At 42.4% G+C, this 22,743-nt stretch carries 22 protein-coding genes and 1 pseudogene; 11 read left to right on the top strand and 12 right to left on the bottom strand.

The features are described 5' to 3' along the window. Positions 1-75 precede the first annotated feature (75 nt). Positions 76-258, top strand: coding sequence for a hypothetical protein (locus tag GQA99_RS11340; protein ID WP_160053998.1), 183 nt, complete (start codon positions 76-78; stop codon positions 256-258). Positions 259-308: 50 nt separating this feature from the next. Here the strand turns inward: GQA99_RS11340 and GQA99_RS11335 are convergent, their stop codons facing one another. Next, positions 309-530, bottom strand: a complete 222-nt coding sequence (locus GQA99_RS11335; protein WP_160053997.1) for a DUF2375 family protein — start codon at positions 528-530, stop codon at positions 309-311. 203 nt (positions 531-733) lie between these two features. Beyond that, positions 734-1,122: pseudogene (locus tag GQA99_RS11330) on the bottom strand (Cd(II)/Pb(II)-responsive transcriptional regulator). Between the two features lie 76 nt (positions 1,123-1,198). Between GQA99_RS11330 and GQA99_RS11325 the strand changes: the two are divergent. Further along, positions 1,199-3,265: a TonB-dependent receptor plug domain-containing protein gene (locus tag GQA99_RS11325; protein WP_160053996.1), complete on the top strand. Its 2,067-nt coding sequence runs from the start codon at positions 1,199-1,201 to the stop codon at positions 3,263-3,265. A gap of 50 nt (positions 3,266-3,315) precedes the next feature. Here GQA99_RS11325 and GQA99_RS11320 read toward each other — a convergent pair whose 3' ends face one another. Beyond that, a complete protein-coding gene (locus tag GQA99_RS11320) occupies positions 3,316-4,722 on the bottom strand; it encodes an MBL fold metallo-hydrolase RNA specificity domain-containing protein (RefSeq protein ID WP_160053995.1) in 1,407 nt (468 codons plus the stop codon). Positions 4,723-5,235: 513 nt separating this feature from the next. Here GQA99_RS11320 and GQA99_RS11315 point away from each other — a divergent pair. From GQA99_RS11315 to GQA99_RS11305, 3 genes are all read left to right on the top strand, one after another. Next, positions 5,236-5,922, top strand: a complete 687-nt coding sequence (locus tag GQA99_RS11315; RefSeq protein ID WP_160053994.1) for a DUF6933 domain-containing protein — start codon at positions 5,236-5,238, stop codon at positions 5,920-5,922. Positions 5,923-5,978: 56 nt separating this feature from the next. After that, positions 5,979-8,447 carry an alpha/beta hydrolase family protein gene (locus GQA99_RS11310; RefSeq protein ID WP_160053993.1) on the top strand — a complete coding sequence of 823 codons (2,469 nt, stop codon included), beginning with the start codon at positions 5,979-5,981 and terminating at the stop codon, positions 8,445-8,447. 326 nt (positions 8,448-8,773) lie between these two features. Further along, positions 8,774-9,469 (top strand): hypothetical protein, encoded by a 696-nt coding sequence (locus GQA99_RS11305; RefSeq protein ID WP_160053992.1) that lies wholly within the window; start codon positions 8,774-8,776, stop codon positions 9,467-9,469. A gap of 201 nt (positions 9,470-9,670) precedes the next feature. Here GQA99_RS11305 and GQA99_RS11300 read toward each other — a convergent pair whose 3' ends face one another. The 4 genes from GQA99_RS11300 to GQA99_RS11285 are packed head-to-tail and all read right to left on the bottom strand — an operon-like array spanning position 9,671 to position 12,046. Further along, the gene (locus GQA99_RS11300; RefSeq protein ID WP_160053991.1) at positions 9,671-10,381 is read right to left on the bottom strand and encodes a GNA1162 family protein; all 711 of its coding nucleotides are present in this window, start codon (positions 10,379-10,381) and stop codon (positions 9,671-9,673) included. A 5-nt stretch (positions 10,382-10,386) separates the two neighbouring features. Beyond that, complete coding sequence (locus GQA99_RS11295; protein ID WP_229785899.1) at positions 10,387-10,788, bottom strand: DUF4810 domain-containing protein; 402 nt, start codon at positions 10,786-10,788, stop codon at positions 10,387-10,389. Next, a complete protein-coding gene (locus tag GQA99_RS11290; protein ID WP_160054026.1) occupies positions 10,763-11,065 on the bottom strand; it encodes a hypothetical protein in 303 nt (100 codons plus the stop codon). Before GQA99_RS11290 ends, GQA99_RS11295 begins: the two co-directional genes overlap by 26 nt. A gap of 9 nt (positions 11,066-11,074) precedes the next feature. Continuing rightward, positions 11,075-12,046, bottom strand: coding sequence for a CsgG/HfaB family protein (locus GQA99_RS11285; protein WP_160053990.1), 972 nt, complete (start codon positions 12,044-12,046; stop codon positions 11,075-11,077). A 260-nt stretch (positions 12,047-12,306) separates the two neighbouring features. Here GQA99_RS11285 and GQA99_RS11280 point away from each other — a divergent pair, with 260 nt between their 5' ends. Beyond that, a complete protein-coding gene (locus GQA99_RS11280; protein WP_160053989.1) occupies positions 12,307-12,663 on the top strand; it encodes a DUF4124 domain-containing protein in 357 nt (118 codons plus the stop codon). A gap of 247 nt (positions 12,664-12,910) precedes the next feature. Here GQA99_RS11280 and GQA99_RS11275 read toward each other — a convergent pair whose 3' ends face one another. Then, entirely contained in the window at positions 12,911-13,957 is a 1,047-nt protein-coding gene (locus tag GQA99_RS11275) for a GGDEF domain-containing protein (protein WP_229785900.1), read from the bottom strand. 508 nt (positions 13,958-14,465) lie between these two features. Between GQA99_RS11275 and GQA99_RS11270 the strand changes: the two genes are divergently transcribed. After that, positions 14,466-15,596 carry an FIST signal transduction protein gene (locus tag GQA99_RS11270; RefSeq protein WP_160053987.1) on the top strand — a complete coding sequence of 377 codons (1,131 nt, stop codon included), beginning with the start codon at positions 14,466-14,468 and terminating at the stop codon, positions 15,594-15,596. A 134-nt stretch (positions 15,597-15,730) separates the two neighbouring features. Beyond that, positions 15,731-17,509 (top strand): putative bifunctional diguanylate cyclase/phosphodiesterase, encoded by a 1,779-nt coding sequence (locus GQA99_RS11265; RefSeq protein WP_229785901.1) that lies wholly within the window; start codon positions 15,731-15,733, stop codon positions 17,507-17,509. Positions 17,510-17,665: 156 nt separating this feature from the next. Here GQA99_RS11265 and GQA99_RS11260 read toward each other — a convergent pair whose 3' ends face one another. The 3 genes from GQA99_RS11260 to GQA99_RS11250 are packed head-to-tail and all read right to left on the bottom strand — an operon-like array spanning position 17,666 to position 19,407. Continuing rightward, positions 17,666-17,980: a dihydrodipicolinate synthase family protein gene (locus tag GQA99_RS11260; RefSeq protein ID WP_160053985.1), complete on the bottom strand. Its 315-nt coding sequence runs from the start codon at positions 17,978-17,980 to the stop codon at positions 17,666-17,668. Then, on the bottom strand, positions 17,977-18,183 hold the full coding sequence (locus tag GQA99_RS20940; RefSeq protein WP_160053984.1) for a dihydrodipicolinate synthase family protein: 207 nt from the start codon (positions 18,181-18,183) through the stop codon (positions 17,977-17,979). The genes GQA99_RS11260 and GQA99_RS20940 overlap by 4 nt, the downstream gene beginning before the upstream one ends. Before the next feature lie 51 nt (positions 18,184-18,234). Then, a complete protein-coding gene (locus tag GQA99_RS11250) occupies positions 18,235-19,407 on the bottom strand; it encodes a phytanoyl-CoA dioxygenase family protein (RefSeq protein WP_160053983.1) in 1,173 nt (390 codons plus the stop codon). Positions 19,408-19,515: 108 nt separating this feature from the next. Here GQA99_RS11250 and GQA99_RS11245 point away from each other — a divergent pair, with 108 nt between their 5' ends. Continuing rightward, positions 19,516-20,190 (top strand): TetR/AcrR family transcriptional regulator, encoded by a 675-nt coding sequence (locus tag GQA99_RS11245; protein WP_160053982.1) that lies wholly within the window; start codon positions 19,516-19,518, stop codon positions 20,188-20,190. A gap of 78 nt (positions 20,191-20,268) precedes the next feature. Here the strand turns inward: GQA99_RS11245 and GQA99_RS11240 are convergent, their stop codons facing one another. After that, positions 20,269-20,832: a TetR/AcrR family transcriptional regulator gene (locus GQA99_RS11240; RefSeq protein ID WP_160053981.1), complete on the bottom strand. Its 564-nt coding sequence runs from the start codon at positions 20,830-20,832 to the stop codon at positions 20,269-20,271. Positions 20,833-21,004: 172 nt separating this feature from the next. Here GQA99_RS11240 and GQA99_RS11235 point away from each other — a divergent pair, with 172 nt between their 5' ends. Both GQA99_RS11235 and GQA99_RS11230 read left to right on the top strand, forming a co-directional pair. Then, positions 21,005-21,649, top strand: coding sequence for a peroxiredoxin-like family protein (locus GQA99_RS11235; RefSeq protein WP_160053980.1), 645 nt, complete (start codon positions 21,005-21,007; stop codon positions 21,647-21,649). An 11-nt stretch (positions 21,650-21,660) separates the two neighbouring features. After that, a complete protein-coding gene (locus tag GQA99_RS11230) occupies positions 21,661-22,731 on the top strand; it encodes an L-dopachrome tautomerase-related protein (protein WP_160053979.1) in 1,071 nt (356 codons plus the stop codon). Positions 22,732-22,743 lie beyond the last annotated feature (12 nt).

The raw sequence follows: 22,743 nt of genomic DNA, 5'->3' as shown, positions 1-22,743 counted from the left end.
GTAGTGCTTAGGCTGCGTTTTATGAGGGCTGTGATATTAATCTGAACTTTGCTAAAGGATTATCATAGGGCTTTTATGAAAGAGCTAAGTGCAAAGTTACTTATTGTCGATATCGCATTTGCTCAGTATAAACAGCCAGTGTTTACTCCTGTTCATGAACTGCCAGGTAACATTGGTCCTGGTAAATCTTTAAAGCACCTTTATGTAAATATGTCTTTAAACCTGATAAAAGTGATTGTATTCATGCCAAACGTGTAACGTTGATTTTCTGCTGGTTTAGTCGTTGCAAGTCATATGTGATATTGCCTCTAGGCAACGTCAGTAAACTCAGATGCAACTCGATCGCCCAATGCGTTCAGCAGTTCTACTTCACCTTTAAATACCGCAACGATGATTTTATCTTCTTTGTATTCCATAGGAATAATCACTCGGCCGTTCACGCCAACTTCAAGATCGTATAACACTTCGGCTAAAGGCTTAATGGCAAGTTCTGCTGGGTAGTAAAGTACTGTGATTGTTTGTGTTGTCATAATGGTATCCATACAGTGTCTGGGGGGGGGCAGACAGTCCTAAATAGCGTTTAAATTGAGTGTTGTTATCATGGTTTAACGCCCTGAATATGGGAGCGTTAACAGTACAGTATACGCAACGAGTTAATTGAGCCGGATCATAGTCGTTTAGGGGCATGCAGTAAAGCGCAGCCATCTTTTATTTAATGATAAGTGCATTGAACCTATGACGATTTAAGTGTGTGTAAAATACTGCAATCTTTTATCTGATGGCTTTGACAGCAAGAGGCTAGCGCAGCGAGTGATTGTTCTAGTAATGCCAGCTCTCGCTGAGTTTGTTGAATACGCTCGAGCTGCTGGCAATGATGTTATCAACGAGTGAGCATGAAGACTTTGGATCTTGTTGGGTATCGACAAGGCGTTTGATGTCATCTAATGCAATATTCAATTCTCGACATCGTCTAATAAACGTTAATGTTTCAATGTCTTTTTGTTGATAAAACCGATAACCATTATCGCTGCGATTAGGGGCGGATAATAATCCAATCTGCTCGTAATAACGGATGGTTTTAACCGATACTTGTGCAATCGATGCCAATTCACTTATTTTCAACTTGACCTTCCAGTAACTGTAACCTTTAAGCTCAATCATATCATTTTTAGATCATGTGTTGTTATAAGGAAGTTGTATGTTTAGCTATTGTGCTACGGCATCGTTAGTGTTGTCGCTAAGTGTTGTGGGGATGAGTCACGCAAGTGATGAGAGCCATTCGGTTAATACGGTTGAGCAACACGCCTCAGCCTCTCATGATAAGCCTCGTGCGGATGCAGAACATCATGATGAGGGGCATAAAGATGAGCATGATGACGAGCATGAACATGAAGAAACAATGGAAACCATTGTGATACAAGCCACTCGTTCAGGGCGAATTGCCGATGAACAGCCTATTCGTGTCGAGGTGATTAACCGCGAAGAAATTGAAGAAAAAGCGGCAATGAGACCGGGTAATATTTCTATGCTGGTGGCTGAAACTGGCGGAGTGAGATTACAAACCACCTCGCCAGCGCTCGGCAGTGCCAATATTCGCTTACAAGGTTTGTATGGCCGCTATACCCAATTACTGGCTGATGGTTTACCGCTGTATGGTAATCAGGCGGCATCGATTGGTTTGTTGCAAGTACCGCCAACCGATTTAAGCCGTGTTGAAATTATTAAAGGCTCGGCATCATCGCTTTATGGTGGTTCTGCTCTAGGTGGGGTGATTAACCTTGTTTCTCGCACGCCTGGCGATGAACTCAGTGGTGAAGTGTTGGTTAATGGAACCACGCGTAATGGTCAGGATGTCACCACCTATGTTGAGTCACCACTTGGCGAGAACCTAAAAGGGTCGGTGACGGCTGGGGCGCATTATCAAGATGAGCAAGATATCGATGGCGACGGCTGGATCGATCTGGCGGGCTATGAGCGCTATACCGTGCGTCCTCGATTATTTTGGGAAGGCGAAGCTGGACAAACATTGTATGTGACCAGTGGCTTTATGACCGAAGATCGCACAGGCGGGACTCTCGGTGATAATACGGTTGCTGATGGTACAACGTTTGAGCAATCACAAGACTCAGAAAGACTTGATGGCGGGCTGGTGTTTACCATGCCGTTATTAGACACCTTAACCATGACCACTCGCGGTTCGGCGATGGTGCAAGATCATGAGCATGTTTACGGTACTGATATTGAAGAAGATACGCATGAGAGTTATTTATTTGAAAATAGCATTGCAGGTTACACCGACAACGGTGATTGGGTGGTGGGTTTAGCGTATCAATCTGAAGTCTTTGCTTCAGATACCTTTCCTGAATTTGATTATTCATATGACGTACCGGGTGCATTTGCCCAGCTTGATTATGAGTTAACCGATCAAATCACCACTTCTTACAGTGCCCGTATTGATGACCATAGTGAATATGGCAGCCAATTTAGCCCAAGAGTGTCGGTGCTTTATCGCCCAAATGAGTTAACCATTAGAGGTTCTTACGGGCAGGGATACTTTGCTCCGACACCGTTTGTTGAAGAGATTGAAGCGGCTGGGTTATCTCGTTTAACGCCAATTGAAGACTTAAAAGAAGAGCGTGCTAAAACAGCGTCGCTTGATTTTACTTATCGCTTTGACGATGTCGAAACCAGTTTGACCTTGTTTGGCTCGAATGTCGATAACGTCACCACGCTAGAGTCTTTTTCTACCAACAACGGCGCACTAGATGCGGTGAGATTAGTGAATGCATCGGGCGAAAGTCAAATTCGCGGCTCTGAAGTGTTGCTGCGTTACTATCTGGGCGACATCAAACTCACGGCAAGCTATTTATACTTAGATGCAACCGAGGAGTCACCTGAAGGAGCAGGGCGACGAGATATGGCCTTAACCCCAGAACACTCTGGCGGTTTTGTGGCAATGTGGGAGCAGCATGGCAACTTTAGAGCCGGTTTTGAGGCCTATTACACTGGCACGCAGCGCGTGAATGATAATCCGTATATTGATGAAACTAATCCCTATTGGCATTTAGGCTTAATGGGTGAAATTACGGTGGGCAGTGTCAGTTGGTTTATTAATTTAGAAAACCTACTCGATGTGAAACAAACCGACGAGCACCCAATGTTACTGCCGAGTCGCGCGCCTAGCGGCCAATGGACCACTGATATTTGGTCGCGTAACGATGGGTTTATTGCTAACGCCGGCGTTAGAATTAAATTTGGTCATTAATATTCCATATAACTTAACCTTAAGCTGTTTTTGATTGTCGTTTTGCGTAATTATTCTTTACCAATTTCAATCTCTGCTGTGGGTAATAAGGTTTGATACGCGTCGGCTAACGCTTGTTTAGCTTCATCATCGCCATGAACGATACGAATGTGCTTAGGTTTGTGATGCATGCGTTTAACAAAGTTGATGAGGTTGTGTTGGTCGGCGTGGGCAGAGTAACCGCTAATGGTATGGATAACGGCTTTAATGTCTATTTTCTGTTCATCAATATACACATAACCGCCTTGTGGGCCATATTGTTGGATGTTTCGGCCAGTGGTGCCTTGGGCTTGATAGCCGACAAATAATACGTCGGTAGTGGCCTTGGGTAAGAAGCGACTAAGATAATTGCTAATTCTGCCACCGGTGCACATGCCCGATGCGGCAATGATGATGGCGGGTTTATTGACCGAATCTAAATAGTTGATCACCGCTAAGTGATCTTGATGGCTGTCGATGGTGGTGAGTTGTGCAAAATCGAGTGGATGACGGCCTTGTGACAGTTTTCGCTTGGCCTCTTTGTCCCACAAATCTTTAAATGCACGGTACTGTTGAGTAAAGTTGGCCGCCATAGGGGAGTCGACAATAATGTCGATATTTTGCCACATAGGATTGTGCTGATTACGAAAAATAATGTGCTCAAACTCGTATAACAACTCCTGTGTACGGCCAATGCTAAAGGCTGGAATGAGCACGACGCCATTATCGTTAACTGCTTTTTCAATAATTCCTTTGAGTTGTTTGCTGCGATCTTTACGGCCCTGATGGTTTTTATCGCCGTAGGTTGACTCAATCACTAAGGTATCTGCTCTGTACGGACTTTTTGGACTCGCCAGCAATGGAGCGTAGGTTGCGCCTAAGTCACCTGAAAATACCACTCTATGCTGGTAGCTTGGTCCTTTAAGGTCAAGCTCAACATAGGCCGAGCCTAAAATATGCCCCGCAGGTTTAAACTTTAGCTTAATTTGCTTAACAGGTTGAGTCGCATTGTTGAGGTTTATCGGCAATGAAACCCACTGGTTATAGTCTACCGGCACAATGAGTTTATTCAGCTGGTTTAAACAGGCCTGGATCAGCTTTTGGTCGCGAGTCACGCCCACTTTTAAGGCATCTTCAATCACTAAAGGCAATAACGACGCCGTTGCGGTAGTGGCGTAAATAGGTTGGTTAAAACCGGCTGCGAGTAGGTAGGGGATCCGGCCAACATGATCGATATGACAATGGGTGACGATTAACGCTTTGATGTTGTCGATGTTAAAGTCTATTTGCAGTTGCTCTGCAGAGTTTTTACCAGCAGTTTCCGCTCCTTGAAATAAGCCGCAATCAATAAGATAACTGCTTGGAAGTTGTGGGTTGATATCGAGCTGATGACACGAGCCAGTTACCCCATTAACTGCGCCATGGTGAATAATCTGCATATTAATCCTTTAATTGAATGAGTCCCTCGTTAACTTAGCAGTGGATACCGTATTTTGCGAGATAACCATTAACATACGATGGCAAAGGGCAGTGCGCTCACGAGTAATACTACTGATAATAAGCGCTTACAAATTAGGGCCTGCTGATCTTTGTTGGTTAAATTTTGTTCGAGTTAAAAACGTTTTAATCGAGGCGAATGGATTGATGCCTAGTCATCTAAGCAAAATTCATTCAACAAAGAGTAAAACGTTTTTAGCCGAACCCTTCGGGCAGCGTTTGTTGGTTATTTTTACTGCGTTATCGACTTGTTATGTAGAATAACTACATCTCGAAGTCTCTGCCGCGCAGTTGTATATGTGAGTAATGGCCAACAATTCGCTGCAAAAACAACCTTGAAAGATCAACAGGCCCTAAGCATGATATTTGGCATTAATTAACCTTGTGTTGTGGTCGTTATTATCCTGTTGTTGATATAATCAGCTCAATTTTTGTTTCTACCCAATGGAATACCAATGTTAGTGTTTAACTGTACTAAAGCGGCGGCGGAGTTTTTTAGTGTCACTCGTAAAGGCGAAGTGTTGTCTTGCTTAGAAGCCGCACCGCATAAAACCATTGCCGAGTCAGTGGAAATGCCTGTTTTCCCCGCAGATGTTGAACCACATGAACACGATGGTACTCAATGGCATTGGGTGGTGCACTGTGTCACCGTTAAACGCAAAAAATATTTATTAGTGATGGATTATGTTAGCCGTTATTGCATAACGTTCTTGGCGACAAAAAAGGGTGATGAAATCAATTTTCTTAATACGTTTGAGCAAATGTTAAAGAGTAATGTTGAGTTTTTAGCTGAGTTGGCAGGGATTGACTCTGTAGAGGTTGAACTGGCTTTAGAGCAATATGACAATAAATATAATACTTGTGCGTTTCATGCCAGAGGGGATCGCAGTGTTCAAGGGCATTTAAATGATGTTGCTTGGCACCTAGAACGGCAGTGCTTTGAAGAGGGCATGCTGTTAGAACCATATGATTGGACTGCATTTAGTGCTTTTGTTGGACAAATCCCTCGCAATGCTAAAGGGCGAGGCAAGCACTTTTTTCCAAATAAGGCCTTTATGGATGTTTGGCTGCAAGACATTGGCGTTAACAATGCCGTTGATGATCTGTCGAATATTGTTTTTCTCAGTGATTATAGAAAATAGGTACTGAGAGTGATGTATCGCAAGGTTAATACAAATAACAATAATAAGGACGTGTAATGAAAGTTTTTTCTCTGGTGTTAACCAGTTTAGCGATGGCCATTTCGGGCATGGCGCAAGGCGCCGAAATTGACGCCAAGCATATTGAGCGAATTGGCCCTGTAACCCAAGCCTCTGCTACGGCGTTATCTAAAAGCGCTCAGGCGGATGCCTTGCGTGCCAATTTGGTGTCCAAACTCAGCCAAGAGCATAAAGCCAGTAAGGTAAAAGTATTTAATCAAGCGCTTTCCTGGCAAGCCGGTACATCGAAAGCCGAAGGCGAGGGCTGGTTAGCCTACCGTTTGTCGGTTTCTACACAGCGCTTTACGCAAGGTACATTAACCGTTAAAGGCCTTGAAAACCCACAGGTATATCTTAACGGTCAGCTAGTAAAATCAGCCGACAAGGTCGAGCTTAAACTCGCCAATGGTGATTATCAACTTATGTTGCTTGCAGATGGCTTGCAAAAAGACGTGTCTTTTAGCCTGGATTGGCAAGGTAAAAGCGATGTTGATGAGCTCGATTTTAGCGCGCAAAAATCACAACGCGTATCGGCAGAGCAGCTTTTTGACTCAAAGGTCATCAGCAACTTAACCCTATCGCCAAATGGTAAATATCTACTGCAATCAACCATTGAGTATCAAGCCGCCCAGGGCGATAAACCTATTCAAGTGACAGAACTGCGCAAATTGCCAGACAACAGCGTGCTGTATCGCTGGCAAGATAGCCGCCCGAGCAGTGCGGTATGGTCTGATGATTCAAAACACCTCGCGTTTGTGGCGAATAAACAAATTCAGTTATTCAATGTCGCTGATTTAACTATCGATATCGCCGCCACTGAGCTTGAAAATGTGTCTGGCTTGCAGTGGTTTGGCGACAGTTTACTGTTTAGTTGGGAAAAGCCGTTTAAAGCCGATGACAAAGCCACTTCAAAGCGTTTTCAAGCATTAGAAGATCGCTGGAGCTATTGGCGTAACAACAGTCAGCTTTATCAATTAGATGTGGCCTCGGGGTTTATTCGCCAACTTACCGACAGTAAAATCACCAGTTCGCTGTTAGACAGCAATGCCGATAAAGGCACTTTATTGTTGACTCGTTCACCTGTGGATTACAAAGCACCTGCTCATGGTATCACTCAGCTCATCGAACTTAAGGTAGCGGATTTAAGCGAAACTATAATTGGTGAATACCGCAGCTTCAGTGGTGCGTTATATGCTGATGATGGCATGTACATTACCGCCGGTCCGCGCTTTATGAATGGCGTTGGCATGCAAGATCCCAATATTGAAGTCAATGACTATGACGGTCAGTTATATTGGCGTGATGCAAAGGGCAATGTTAGCGCATTAAGCAAAGACTTTGACCCCGCGATTGGCAGTATGACCAAGCTTGAAAATGATGATTTGTTGGTCACGGTTACCGAAGGCGACCGCTCACCGCTGTATTTGTTTGATAAGCGTAAAAGCCGTTTTAGTCTTATCGACACTGGTGTTGATATGGTTGATGGTTTTAGTGTTGCGACCAAGCAATCGACACCGACCTTAGTGGTTGCAGGCACCTCGGCCACTGCGCCGCAAAAAGCTTACAGCATGTCGCTTAATTCAAGCCGTAAACAAGTGTTATTTGACAGCCAAAAGCAAAATTATGCCGATACACGTCTAGGGAAAATCGAAGACTTTGATTTTACCAACAAACATGGCCATAACATAGATGGTCGCGTGTATCTTCCTGCCGATTTTGATGCCAACAAAAAGTATCCTGCATTGGTGTACTACTATGGCGGCACGTCACCGGTTGGACGTCACTTTACTGGACGCTGGCCATTTAACTTGTGGGCCGCTCAAGGCTATGTGGTGTATGTGTTGCAACCTAATGGCGCCACCGGTTACGGCCAGGCCTTTAGCGGACGCCATGTTAATGCATGGGGCAAGTACAGCGCAGATGACATTATTGAAGGCACTAAAGCATTCTTAAGTGCCCACAGCTATGTTGATGCAACACGCGTGGGTAATATGGGCGCATCTTACGGTGGCTTTATGACCATGTATTTGGCCACGCAAACTGATATTTTTGCCGCGTCGATGTCGCATGCAGGGATCAGTAATCTGTCATCGTACTGGGGACATGGCTGGTGGGGCTATGGGTATTCTGGTGTGGCGAGTCGCGGCAGTTTTCCGTGGAATAATCCTGAGCTTTATGTCGAGCAAAGCCCGCTTTATCATGCTGATAAAATCACTACGCCGTTATTATTAATCCATGGAAATGCTGATACTAACGTGCCAGTGGGCGAAAGCCATTACATGTACACCGCACTTAAGTTGTTGGGTAAAGAGGTCGAGCTGGTGGAGTTTAATGACCAAGACCATCACATCAACACTCGCCAGGCGCGTTTTGACTGGTGGAACACCACTATGGCCTGGTTTGATATGAAACTTAAAGACGAGCCACAATGGTGGAACAGCCTTTACCCTGAAACAGCTGACAAGTAGTCGTTAACCTAGGTTTTCTTATAACAGCCCCGTAATGTCGGGGCTGTTATGTTTCTAATCGCTTAAGATAGTGTTACTGATTTTAGTGCAGAATGTCATAGATGTATTATTACGGTAAAAGAATGAAACGATAAACGTGGCATTGCCCTTAAACATAAACCTAGCATTTAGTATTGATGTTAATCTTGGCTATAATATCGAAAATAGAAATAACTCACTTTATGGTGATTAAGTGTATGCTTATTTATACGCGATTATCATCACTCTATTTAAGGCTATGATAATTATATTTTTATCTCTCAGAAAATCTAGCTCGAGTGTTTGTTATGCCTAATCAAGAACACAATGCGGATGACAAAAAAACGGTCACTAAAGGTGTATCTGGCAGCTTTAATAACTACCAGGATACGCATGCGATAGTACCAGAGCAAGCAAAGGAAAATGACGCGCTAGCAGAGCAAACGGTTAATCAGGGACTGTCAAATATTGTCATCACTGAGCAACTTGATGAGCAACATGAAGCGGCAGATTTTACCGAAGTGAGTGTTGAGCTTGAAATCATCGATCCAGAGGTATTATGTCGCAGGGATAAGATAGTTTATATTTTATACTTAAAACGCGGTTTGAACGCAGCAGATTTACTTCACTATCTCACTTCCTCTTTGCCATTTCCTATAGAAGTGATTATCAGCGATATAAAATCTTTAAAATCACCTGATGCATTCAAAACACATAAACGCCGTGTGAAAGAAAGCTTAATTAACACTCGTGAGCGTAAAATCGCATTGAAGCTTCAAGGCGTTCGTGCCATTAACGCTGCAATGGAACAATCGGTTAAATTTGATAGTGATATGCTAGTCAGCTTATCCATTCGGTACGATTACACTCCAAAGCAAGTCGTAGATGAAATCCTCAAATATAAAAAGCTTTCTACACAAGTCGCAATCAATAAAGGTAAAAACGATAGCGCTCCTTTAATCCGCGCATTAATAAAATATGCAAAGCTAAATATAAAGTATTGATAGATATTGAACGTATGTGAAAAAATTGGCCACATCATTAACCTACATTTGCTTTTTAACGAGTTATCAATTTTAACCTCTTGCTTAAGTGATTGGATACACAGGAATGCGTAAGGTTGAGAGAGCTTAGTACTGTGAGGATTGAGCAAAAAAGGGAATATAAAAAAAGCCCCAACATGTGTTGAGGCTGATATTCAGAAGCTAATTTGTTTCTTGCTTCGGTTGCTGTTGCTGAATAATCTTAACTTCTTGATCTTTTAAGTACTGCGGGTGATAAGGCCCAACCGGTACGCTATAGATAAAACGCGCATTGGCTTGCTTAGCATAGGTGGTATAGTCCGCTGCGGCTGTATTGATAGCCGTGACAATCGCATTCGCCAGTAATCCGACTAATCCACCGCCACCACCTGAGTTTCCAGACAGATCTACCACCACAGTGCCAGTGTAGCTCCATAATACTTCAGAGGTCTTGGTTGACTTGATCTCAGCCTCAATCGATACCGTTAAGTTAGATGCAACGACAGCGTAAGAGGTGTCCCATTTAACAATCTTAGTAAATAAGACCGCATCAGCACCAAAGTATTCCTGAAACTTGTTGAGCGGAATGTCGTAGACCAACTCACTGTCGTAGATCCCTTGCTCTTTTAAGACTTCAGCTGTGAGTTCGTAAGGGAAAGTATAGTAGCCATGGAATGCAACCGGCATTTCAACCGTCGTTGAGTAGTAATCTTTTGCATCTGCAGCCGTACTTAAGTTGATAGGCGGCATAATCAATAATGATTTAGGCTTTTCAGTGTACATCCCTGGGAATTCAGTGCCTTTTGTTACATAAGTCGGTGCCACACAGGCCGTTAGCATGGTCGATGCAAAGAACGTTACCAAAACAGGTTTTAATAGTTTGAACACAGACATTGAACTTATCCTTGCGCGTTAGCTTTCTTAATCAAGTTATTCATAAAAACTTCAGCTTCTGGGTAAATCTTTTTCTCCAGTTCAAAGTATTCAACGGCTTTATTATTATCGTTTGCTTTTAGGTGTATAAACCCTAAGTTTGCATAGACTCCAGGTGGTACGCGAAGTGATTGCTCACTTGATTTAGTAATAATCGTTTCTAATGACGATTTCCATTTCGCAGCATTTTCCTCTCCCGCATCACGTTTTAGTGCGTAAAAGCTTTCAGAGTATTCACCGTATTCGTACATCGGCTTCTCAGTTGCAGCACAGCCACTTAATAAGATCGCAAACCCAAGTAGGCTGACTAATTTCATTTTCATCAAGGTAATTTCCGTATTGTTATGGGATATAAATTTCTTTTTCATGACCGTCGCCAATCAACAGTTCACGTTTCACGATGACTTGAGCATCACGGGTGATTACGATGAGGTGTTTACCTGGGGTTATACGGTATTGGTTAGCCATGCCTGTTTTAGTGACCGTAAAGGCAGGGACATTATCAATTGACACTTCAACGCCTTCAGCTTCCCCTGTGAAATACAAATAAGACGCTGCCGCTTCAGATCTGATGCCACTGTTATAACCACATCCAGAGACAACAAATAACATTGCACTGACGATAAGTATTTTAATGATATTCATCATGGATCCTTATTTCATTTCTTGAATAAATAAGCCGGTGTAATCTTGGGCTTTGATATATTGATCAAGATTACCACTGACGATAGTAGCAAAAGACACTTCTGACTCTGGGGTATCCCCAAATGAAGAGGTGACTTCAATCACGCCAATGGCTTTGCCTGGCAGGGTAATGAACATGCCTGTTTGCGGGTTTTTGACTTTCTTACCTTCTTTGATGACTTCAAATTGGGTGCCGGGTGTAATGTTCTGTGAGTTGCCGCCAGAGATAATCACATTCCCTTCATCATACGATAAAATGTATGACTGCCAAGGCTTGTCTAACATGTTTTCGATGACGTTTGAGGCAAGGTTGGTGATCGCCACATCCAATACTTTATCGTTCAACGAACTGTCATAGCCTGCTCTGTCGCCCACACCCATCACAGATCCGGCTTCAGAATACGCGATGCCTTTACCTTCTTCAGAATAGATAATTTGTCCAGTCGAAACATCGACAATACGAATGTTCACTTTGGCATTGGCTTCTTGTTTTTTCACTCGTGAAAACACGCCGACATCGCTGACTTCTTTACGGCCAAACTCGGTGATTGAACCGACAATCAGGTAATCAGCGGCATTTTTAAGGGTGGCGCTGCCGCCCATCTTGAGCTCTTTTTCAATTTGCCCCAAATCTGCGCGTTCAAGCATAATAAATTTGCCGGTTTGAAACAGTTTAGAAGACAAAATATCCATCGCTTGTTTACCGATGCGATTGTTATCTTCATCAATAAAAAAGCCTTGTCCGTATGTGGTTTCATTGGTGAATCGGCCAATAGCGACTTTACGTTTTAATGATTTGGTATTTAACGCTGCGTCAGTTTGGGTAACGCTGACTGCAACAGCCGGTTGAGCCGTGGCGACAACCTGCTTTTTATCAAGTGTAGCGCAGGCGGTGGTGAGGGAGGCACACATAACAACAATAAGCGGTAAGGCTTTGTTCATTATATTAATATCCTTATAAGTTAAATGGACATAAAGGTTATCACTTTGCTTATTTCTCGTCTATCTGTGAATATTCAAACAGTGGATTTATTCGTAAGCCTCAGTGACATGCGCAAATGAAGCGCTATCGATTTAGAGCAGGGTATGTCACGTTAGGCTCCCTTTCATCTCATCACAGTGCGATTATCGCCAACCTATTTTTAAGATTGGTTTCATAGACGTTGCCATTTGCATTAGTTTGCGTAAAAAAGGATTTTGAGATGTACCGCACTATTCTAGGCTTATTACTGTTTTGGCCTTTGCAAACCATGTTCGCTGCCGTGTACCAATGTGAAATCGACGGTGTGACGCATTTCACCCAAGTGCCATGTGATCCTAATGATGTCAGTAAAGGGATCTACCAGCCCAAATCCCCCATTGTGATCTACTCGCCAGATGATCTTGCGGCGCCGGTGCGCGTCAAACGCAAAAAGTCGGTCAATACCATGGATGCAGGTGCAGCGATCGTCATTAAGCAAAAACGTTGTGAGGGTGACTCTTACACGGTGGTGATGAAAAACATCAGTCGATACTCGACCACGGTCGATGTGACGTTTAATTATACCATTGCGCGTTAGTAAGTGATCTCTCAGCGAGAATTTAAAAGGGCTTAAACAAGGCGAATGACTGAATGAATAGTTATTCTCTTTCGAAGTCATGCAACGCAGTGTAAGCCCTTTTAAAACTCGCCACAAAGGAATGCCCCAGCGGATTTTGCTCTGCGTTCTCGCTATTTGAAAGGGAACAACCATTACTACATAGCGACTCCTTACACAAAAAACGCTGGATGCATTCTGAGTCATCACTTATTAACGCACAATGGTATTAAGGATAAACCCGATTTCTCCCTAATGTTTTAGCTTGATACAAACATTTGTCGGCATTGTTGATCAGCTCATCGATAGTTTGATCTTCAACAAGTTGTGATATGCCAATACTGATGGTGACGCGGATCTGGTGTTTAACAAAGTTGATGGTGAACTGCTCAACGCTGCTACGGATTTTTTCAGCAATGATGCTCGCTTGCTCTGCTGAGGTTTGCGGCAGAATAATTAAAAACTCTTCGCCGCCCCAACGGGCGACACAATCTTGTTGTCGAACTTGTTCTTTAAAGAGGGCTGATAATTCAGTCAGCACCATGTCTCCACCATTGTGGCCGTATTTGTCGTTAACCAATTTAAAGTGGTCTAAATCGCACAATAATACCGATAACGGTTCATTGTTACGCTGCAACCTTGATTTTTCTTGTTCTAAAATGGCGGCGGCGTTACGTCTGTTGGCTAATTTGGTGAGTGGATCGCGCATGGCCAGTTCTTGGTATTGTCTGCTTAGCTCAAGTGCATTTTTGTAGGATTGCATTCTGGAGTATTCATACAGGGCAGATAAAAATGACATGGTTAAAAACGAAATAATCAGTCTAAGCACAAATGCATTGCTGTACTGCGCATGATTAACCCATTGCTGAGGTAAAAACATAATAATGCAGATGATACTTAGAAAGATGGTTAAGTTAATTAAGCCCTGGCGTAAGCCTAATACGTATACAGAGACGGGGGCGACAATGAAAATCCACAGTGGACCGGTTTGGGAAACACCGCCACTAAACACCAGATAAAACATCAATAAATACAGTGAGTAAATAACCAGTGTTGCACTAACACTGAGATCAAACTTTTTGACAGAAAAGAAGGCGATCAAGTAGGTGATACTGGCAATAAACAACACGATTGTGAGGGTGGTGTTTTCACCAAATAAACTCACGATCCCCATCAATAAGGTGATTGACATGCCAACTAATGAAAACAACGAAATAACCCGAGCTTGTTGAAGCCCTGCGTCACTATTTTGGTGTTTGTTGATGAGTGCTAGCAATGATGGATCCTTCATCAGTATTAAACAGTATAAATTAACATCATATTGGTTAAGCTACTTTCATGTCATCTAATTTTCGTCAAAAAGAAATGCGATACGTAGTGAGTTCAGGTTGCCACAAAACAGTCGTTTGTCCAATGATATTTGTGCCAAAAAGGCTCGAAGTGGCTGCCAACAATAAAACCGGATAAATTAATTGTTTGAGAAAACCTCAGGCATTTCATTCTCGCTTGTCGTGATGACAAACATATAGACAAGCACCACCATATAAAGCCTGGTTGCTCATGCGTCAATAAACCTCTGTTGTTAAACTTGTTCTATACTAAAATATACGTGCGCTTTGTACCCAATAGGCTTATTTAAAACAAGGTTTTAGCCTGATGTGACTCATGGTATAAAGCCCAATACGGCGCTCGACATCATCAATCTGCAGTATGTTCATATCGCCAATCATTAATAGAAGTTCATGTATTGCGGATTGCCTGTCACCAACAGTTAGGAGGACGTATTGAATACTTTCCAAGCAAAATACCAAGATGGTCAATGGAGTAAACCGCTTGAGCAACACAGTGATGCCCAGCTTGTATTGGTTTACGGTGCGCCGGAACTAATGCAACAAGCTGATTGCGTTAGTGCATTAAAAACGGCATTTCCCAACGCCGATATTATTGGTGGCAGCACCAGTGGTGAAATTCAAAGTGACCAGCTTTATGATGACAGCCTGTGTATTACAGCGATTACCTTTGAGCATAGTGACGTTCATGTTGTGAGTGACTCTGTGAAGTCACACGCAGATTGCTCTGTCTTAATTAAGCATTTAATCGCACAACTGCCAAAAGACAATCTACGTCATGTTTTAGTGATGTCTGATGGCAATATCATCAATGGTTCTGAGCTGGTAGATGGTTTATATCAAGACTTGCCTCAAGGCGTTAGAGCCACAGGTGGACTCGCGGGAGACGGTGACCGATTTAACCAAACTACCGTGTGGCACAATGACCATATTGGCTCTGGCATTATTGTGCTTGTGGGCTTATATGGTGAGCGCTTATCTGTTGGTTATGGTTATTTAGGTGGTTGGCGACCTTTTGGACCTACGCGTTTAATTACGCGCGCGCGCAACAACATCTTATTTGAACTTGATGGTCAACCTGCTTTGGATCTCTATCGGTCTTTTTTAGGTGAATTCTCAGCAGACTTGCCTGCATCAGCTTTGTTGTATCCTTTAGCGTTACAACAGCAAGGTGAAGATGAGATTGTTGTTCGGACAATATTATCCATTGATGAACATCAAAAAAGCATGTCGTTTGCGGGGAACTTACCCGAAGGGGCGAGATGTCAATTAATGTATGCCAATGGCGAAGATTTATTAGAGGGTGCTCAACATGCTGCTAACGAAGCGTTAGCATCGATTGATGGATGTGAGCCTGAATTGGCTATTTTAATCAGTTGCATTGGCCGTAGATTGGTTTTAGGGCAGCAAGTTGAAGAAGAACTTGAGATCATCAAGCAAGAACTACCAGGCGCCTGTAGCATAACGGGGTTTTATTCATACGGTGAAATATCTCCTATTAAATCGATTGGTCGATGTGGTTTACACAACCAGACCATGGCTGTCACGTTACTGTCAGAGAAGTAGCCATATTGAATACACATAAATTACTTTTGCGACAGCTTAACCGATGTCAAAAAGATGAACGATTTATTGAAAATAACAATCGCCTTTTGACGTCGGTTTCTGCTGCCTATGCTCAAAATGAGCAAAGTATAAAAATGTTAGAACGGGCTTTATTCCTTATTTCTAATGAGCTAAATGAACGCAATGAAACATTAAAAAATCAGTTAGCGGAAATGAAAAGTGTTCAAGATCAGCTTGAACGCTCGGTTGGATTATTAAATGCAACATTTGATGCCACCGGCGAAATTATTTTTGTTTATGCATTAAATGGCGAACTAAAGTCATTTAATAGCATGGGTAAAGTTTTTTTTGAGGATCTAGGGCTTCAACCCGTATCGCATTGGGAAGCATTTTTGAGTGTGCTGAAAGATAAGCAACACATGTTGTCTATTATCGACAGTTTACATACCGATCCATTCCAACAGTTAAGTGGGACATTTGAGTTACTTGACCAACGTTTTTTTGATTATCGTTCATTGCCGCAAATACAAGATGAACGGATTATTGGTCGAGTGTGGTGTTTCAGTGATGTGACGGCACAAAAACAATATGAAGCCACCATTGAGTACCATGCATTTCATGACGCGTTAACGGGGCTACCTAATCGGGCATTATTACTCGACAGGATTGAGCATTCTATCGCTGCCAGTAAAAGAGAAGCGCAAAAGCTTGCGGTATTATTTTTAGATTTAGATGATTTTAAAAAAATCAATGATGCAGAAGGTCATGATGCAGGCGACTTATTATTAAAAGAGGTCGTGAGACGCTTGCAAAGTCGGTTACGAGAATTTGATACTTTATCGCGCCAGGGAGGGGATGAATTTATTATAGTGCTTGAAAATATCGATTCTGAAATGGCGGTCAAACATGTGTGTCAAGAACTGTTAGCCTTGATCCAGCAGCCTTTTACGATTGGTTCACGCCAATTTGTGGTGACATCTAGTATCGGAATCGCATTGTTTCCCAATGATGATGACAATGCCAATAGTTTGATCCGCAAAGCGGATCTTGCGATGTATCAGTCAAAGTCATTAGGTAAGAATAGCTTTCATTTTTATAGCCAGGCACTTGAAAAAGAAGCCCTCATGCAATTGGCCATAGAACAAAGCCTACGCAGCGCCATTGCGAATGATGAATTATATCTCGTGTATCAACCCAAAGTGGATTTACACTCCATGAAAGTGGTGAGTGTTGAAGCATTATGCCGTTGGACACAACCTGATGGCACAGTTGTCCCGCCTGATGTTTTTATTCCTGTAGCTGAACAAACGGGGTTAATTATTGATATTGGGTGCTCAGTGATTACTCAAGCATGTAAACAGCTAGCCGCCTGGCAAAAAATGGCTATTTATGATGTCGCAATATCAATAAATTTGAGTAGTTTGGAATTTCAAAATAAAGCACTAATCAACCACTTAATCCTGTCGCTTACGGAGTTTAATATTGAAGGTAAATTGTTGATTATTGAACTGACAGAATCGATTTTTATGGAAGATAAGTTCAGTATCAAAGAAACCATGTTGTTGCTCAATAATTATGGGATTACCTTTGCTTTAGATGATTTTGGTAAAGGCTATTCATCGTTTAGTTATTTGCAGTTTTTACCGCTACATTATCTCAAAATCGATAAGGCATTTTTACAGGATGTTGAAAGTAATCGCTCGTCGGCAGCCATTGCTAAAACGATTATTGATATTGGCCATAACCTTGATTTGATTGTTATTGCCGAAGGTATTGAAGATCAATTTATGCTTGAGTATGTACAAAAATTTCATTGTGATTTAGCTCAAGGGTATTATTTATACAAGCCAATGTCTGCTACGGATTTTGAATGTATTTATTTCGAAGCATCCAAATGCGAGCAACCTCAGTAAAAGTTTGTGGGTAATACTAAGATATACTTAATTTGGTTGTGCCAGTAACTCGCACAGCTCATATCGATTAACGTTGAAATTTCTTGATTAGCAGCTGTATGTTGTTTGCATCAGCATCACTTATTCCCGCTAATGGTGCCTTCACAGTGGAGTTTATTAGTATACCCATATATTTAAGCGCTGTTTTGATTTGTACCTGTGAGCTGGCAGTTGTTTTACGCTGAGAAATACCTGAGTGATTTGCGGAAAATAATAAAACAATATGAGGGTTGTAGATGCATGGGCAATAGCGCGAATTGATTGATAGTATTGATTAAAACTCACAGGATAATAGTGACTTAACAGTAACAATATAGCATCGCAATAACCTGCATATTTACTGGTTTTATCAATGGCTTGTGCGCTTGAGTAGACATTAACACCCACAATAATATCCTTATTGGCTACTAATTCTTCATTAGCCGGAATCACCTTGTGTGTGCAGCCTTTACGAGCTGGTATTGCTCATTATCGCTAAAATAAGGGAGTTCTCCGCCACAGCCCAAAAGGGTAACTCCAGCAATATTTTTCTTGAGATAACGGCTTAAACAAGCCTCAAAACTGACCATGTCGAGTGATTGGTCTGGCTGTAATGGCGTATGTATTACAGGATAAATTCCGCGTGGTATGGGCATCTTAAAACCTAAAAGTGCGCTTTCTGTCGTTGAGACCAGAAAGCGTGAACGTTATATACTGAGATCGCGTAGGTTGTAATCTTTAATGTCTTTTTTAGCATGTTGATCCCAGGTGTACTGCACACCTTTATCGATAAAAGGTTGATATTGATAAGGGGTTTCGTCTGGGTATTTTTGCTGACGGGCATCAATAGCGTAACCAATCACTTTAGAGCGTTCATCGATAAGTGCTTCTGTGTATTCTTGCGCTTCACTGTGCATGCCAGCCCCCATGACGCCGAGCACTGATGAGCGACGATGAAATCCGAAATTGACGGTGACACGTGGCTCAAAGCAGGTATTGGCAAATGATCCATGTAGCAGCTGTCTGTTGCAAATGACCACATCGCCTGGGCCACACAGTAAAGGTACCAGCCCTTCAATACGCTCGCTTCCTGATGCTTCGATAAGATTTTTGATGTCGATTTTGCCGGTTTTATGGCTGCCAGGTAATACCCAAACGCCATTGACTGCTGTGCTGCCATACACTTGAGCCATAAAGTTAAACCCATGAATACCGTCATCAAAATGCTGGCTGTTCCAATGAGTATCACCGTCTTGATGCCACGACACTGCGGCGCCTACACCCGGATCTTTAATAAATAAGCATTCATGAAAAGGCGCAAAATCGGCGCCATTGATGCACTCGGCCACACGTAATAATTGTGGGTGGCCGTAAATACGTAAACACGCCTCTGAAAATTGCAATGAGCCTAGTAATACAAATGGCGCATATTCTGGCGAGCCTTTAGCCGCTGTTGGCTCAAAGAGTTTTACCTGGTGGCGGCCATTGGCTATTGCCGTTCCGCCGAGGGGATCGCCTAATGATTTTGACCAGATTAAACTTGGCGCAATATTGTCTGCACCGAGTGCTGGCTTGCCGTCTGCGGTTGTTTTTCCATAAGGCTCGGCTGAAAATGTGCTACGCATTTGGGCTAAATCAGCTTTAACGTCATCAAGCTCGGCTTCACTGAGTACATTTTCAAATATGTAAAAGCCACATTGCTGATAGGCAGCAAGAATATCTTTGGCAAGGGCGCCGCTTTCATCAAACTTAATCGGGCCGCGGTTATTCATTTTATATGCCTGGGCTTGACCATTAAGCAGATAGGATTTCATTTGTTCTGCGTGTTCGCCATAGTGCGCGGCACATGCGTTGATTGATTTAGTTATATCTTGGTTCATAATGAGGGCCTTGTTTTTATTTTACAGTTTTTATTCTGCAGTTTTTATTGTTAGTAAAACTTAACTCACAATAAAATCTGTGGTCAAGTTTTATTTAGGCTTATATTGATGACACAAACAAGTAATGCCCGCGGTAATGCCACTCGCCAAGCAAATAAAGCGTTAAGAAAAGAGAGGTTACTCTCTATCGCCAGAGAGATTATTTCGAATAATGGTTTTGAAGCCTTTACCATCAATGAGTTGGCGTCTAAGGCACAGTTGAGTATTCCTACTGTCCATAATTTATTGGGTAAAAAAAGCGATATTTTTGAACAGCTTGTTGTTGAGATGGTGGCTAAGGTTGAAGTCGCTTTAGCGCAGCCTAATGTTCACGATCCTATTGTGGCTACAGAAGCGTTTATTGACAGTTTATTAGATCTTTTTACGGCCAATGAAGCCTTTTATAAGGCGGCATTTGTTGCAGGTGAACGCACTCAGTTTTTTGATCATGAATTACCTAACGGCATCTTTAATAAATCGTTAGCGATCGCTACACAAGTGTGTGTCGATGCCAAAAACAATGGTTTTTTAAAGGGGCAGGTTGATGTAGCCTGGTTGGCAAAACAATTGTTTGGTTGCCAACGTTTGGCCAGACATGATTGGGTAAATGGTTATATTAGTTTGGCTGAATATCGTGTCCAGGTGTTGATTGGGGCTTTTATCACGCTGGCCGCAGATGCTACGCCGTCATTTCAAGAGCGGCTCTATGAGATCATTAAATCACTTACAGATACACCGCTTTAGCTTTAAGCCGTTATTGACCTGAAAGCTCTGTTGATATGGCGATAATGAGCACTTATCGCACTTATTGTACTTATCGGATTAGTGCTCATTTAACCAGGGTAGTAGCGCGTTAAATGTTTGGGTGATGGTATTGGCCGAGTCTGCCTGGTAACCGTATATACGAATACCAAAAATGACCGTCATCAGTTGTGCTGCATACGTTTTAGCCAGTTCGTCGCTATAAACGCGACTGAGGTATTGGGCATAAATTTTTTCTATGCTGGCTAATTGCGCCGATGCAAATTGGTACAAGGTATTACCTTGTGAAGCCAACTCAAGTTGTGTTTTGATCAAAAAACAGCCGCAATAATCACACGCTTTAGACTGTTCAATTAAATCGGTCAATATTTGCTTAATACCTTGATTGACGTTTGAGGCATTGGCCATTTTTTTGTGAATAGAATCAATTGAGGAGGCGGCATAGCGCGCTAATGCTTCCTGAAACAGCTTCTCTTTACTTTCAAATTCATGATAAATGCTGCCAGGTTTTAATCCTGTGGCTTTGGTGATTTGCTGGATACTCGATGCCGCAAAACCTTGTTGCCAAAATAATGTAATGACGTTATCTAAAACGTCTTCTCGTTGATACTGTTTCTTTGCCATTGCGCTTATTCCTCAATCGTACTGCATATTTCAAATAGCCTGATTGAATGAGCTATTCATAGGGCTGATTGTCAAATAATAGCATCACTTGAATGATTGTTCAAAAAAGCTTGCTTATCTTAACTATAATCGTTATTTTGAATGCATATTCAAGTTATAAGTGAGCGTAATAATGTCTTTATCTGCCCAACTCGATCAACAACGTGCAACCAGTGCCGCTAACATTCCACCTGAATTAATGGCCATTATGTCGGATGCGACACAACAGCTGCGATTATCTGGCCTTGTTGAGCAGGCGCCGAAAATCGGTGATACATTTATGCATTTTGAGCTGCCAAATCAATTAGGTCAAACTCGTAATTTGGGTGATTTACTCGCCAACGGGCCAGTGGTAGTGACCTTTTATCGTGGCGGTTGGTGTCCTTATTGTAATTTAGCGTTACGCGCATATCAGCAGCACCTAGATACGTTTGCTCAGTTTGGGGCCACATTTGTCGCGATAACCCCAGAACTACCCGATATATCATTAACGACCACTGAAAAAAATGAACTTAACTTTGAAGTGTTGTCTGACATTAATGCTGATTATGCAAGAGCACTTGGGGTTGTATTTTCATTACCCGGTGAGATCCGTACGCTTTACGCTAAATTTGGTGTGGAAGTCGAGAAACACAACGGTACGGGTCAATTTGATTTCCCATTAGCGGCGACGTTTGTGGTGAGTAAAGATGGCATTATTGCCAATGCATTTGTGAATGCTGATTATACTTATCGCATGGACCCACAAGACATTATTGCAACGTTGAAGACATTATAAGGTTTATTTCTATGTCAATTAAATTGGTCTTAGCGTCAATGTTTACCGCATTGACACTGTTTAGTTATCTCGCGGTAGCGGCTGATTATTCTGTTTTTCGTGAGCTCGATAAACAACACCCTCCAGGAAATGTAGCTGTATCTGCTACAGGCCGTGTTTTTATGAGTAATCATCACTTTTATGGTGTGGATGCGCGAATTGTAGAGCTTAAGCAAGACGGTACGATAATGGATTATCCTAGCCGTGAATTTAATCAAAAGCTTAACCCTGTGCTTGGGGTTGTGATTGATGATCAGGGTATTTTATGGATGCTAGAAACCGCCACAGGTCATGACAGAGCAGGGCACTTAATCGGTTGGGACACCTTAAATAATCAACTGTATAAAACGATTGAATTAACGGCCGCAGTGTTACCAGTGAATTCATTTTTAAATGATTTAGCGGTCGATCGCGAGCATGAAGCGGTTTATATCAGCGATCCTGCTGGTGGCGATAACGCAGGTTTAATTGTGGTTAATTTAACCACCGGTCAGGCCCGCAGGGTACTCGATAGCACTATTTATACTCGTCCAGAAGATATTGATGCTGTGATTGATGGCAAAACATTATCGATTGGCGGTCAGCCTATTCGTATTGGTATCGATTCGATTACCTTAGATATTAATAGTGAGTGGGTATATTTTGGCGCGCTAAGTGGTGAGAAGTTGTATCGCGTACACACTCAATATTTATTAGACGCCAAAATTTCGGCCAATATGTTGCGCAGCAAAGTTGAGTTTTATGCCAATAAACCCATCAGTGATGGGATTACCATAGACAATAGCGGCAACATTTATGTGACAGATATGACCCACAATGCTGTGGGCTACATCGATACGGATCGCCAATATCATCTTTTGCATCAAGACGCCGATAAATTCAGTTGGGCAGATGGTTTTGCTACCACCGCTGATGGCAAAATCCTGGTGGCGGTAAACAAATTACACTTATCGCCAGCGGTGAATAACCAACAAGATATGAGTGATGGGCGTTATTATATTATCCAATTTGACGCGCTGGCCGAGACTACCGTAGGCCGATAATGATTAACACAT

Source organism: Shewanella litoralis, assembly GCF_009828585.1.
In the GTDB taxonomy this organism is placed as follows: domain Bacteria; phylum Pseudomonadota; class Gammaproteobacteria; order Enterobacterales; family Shewanellaceae; genus Shewanella; species Shewanella litoralis.
The sequence above is the reverse complement of the archived record's forward strand: the minus strand, read 5'-3'. Positions and strand labels throughout refer to the sequence as shown.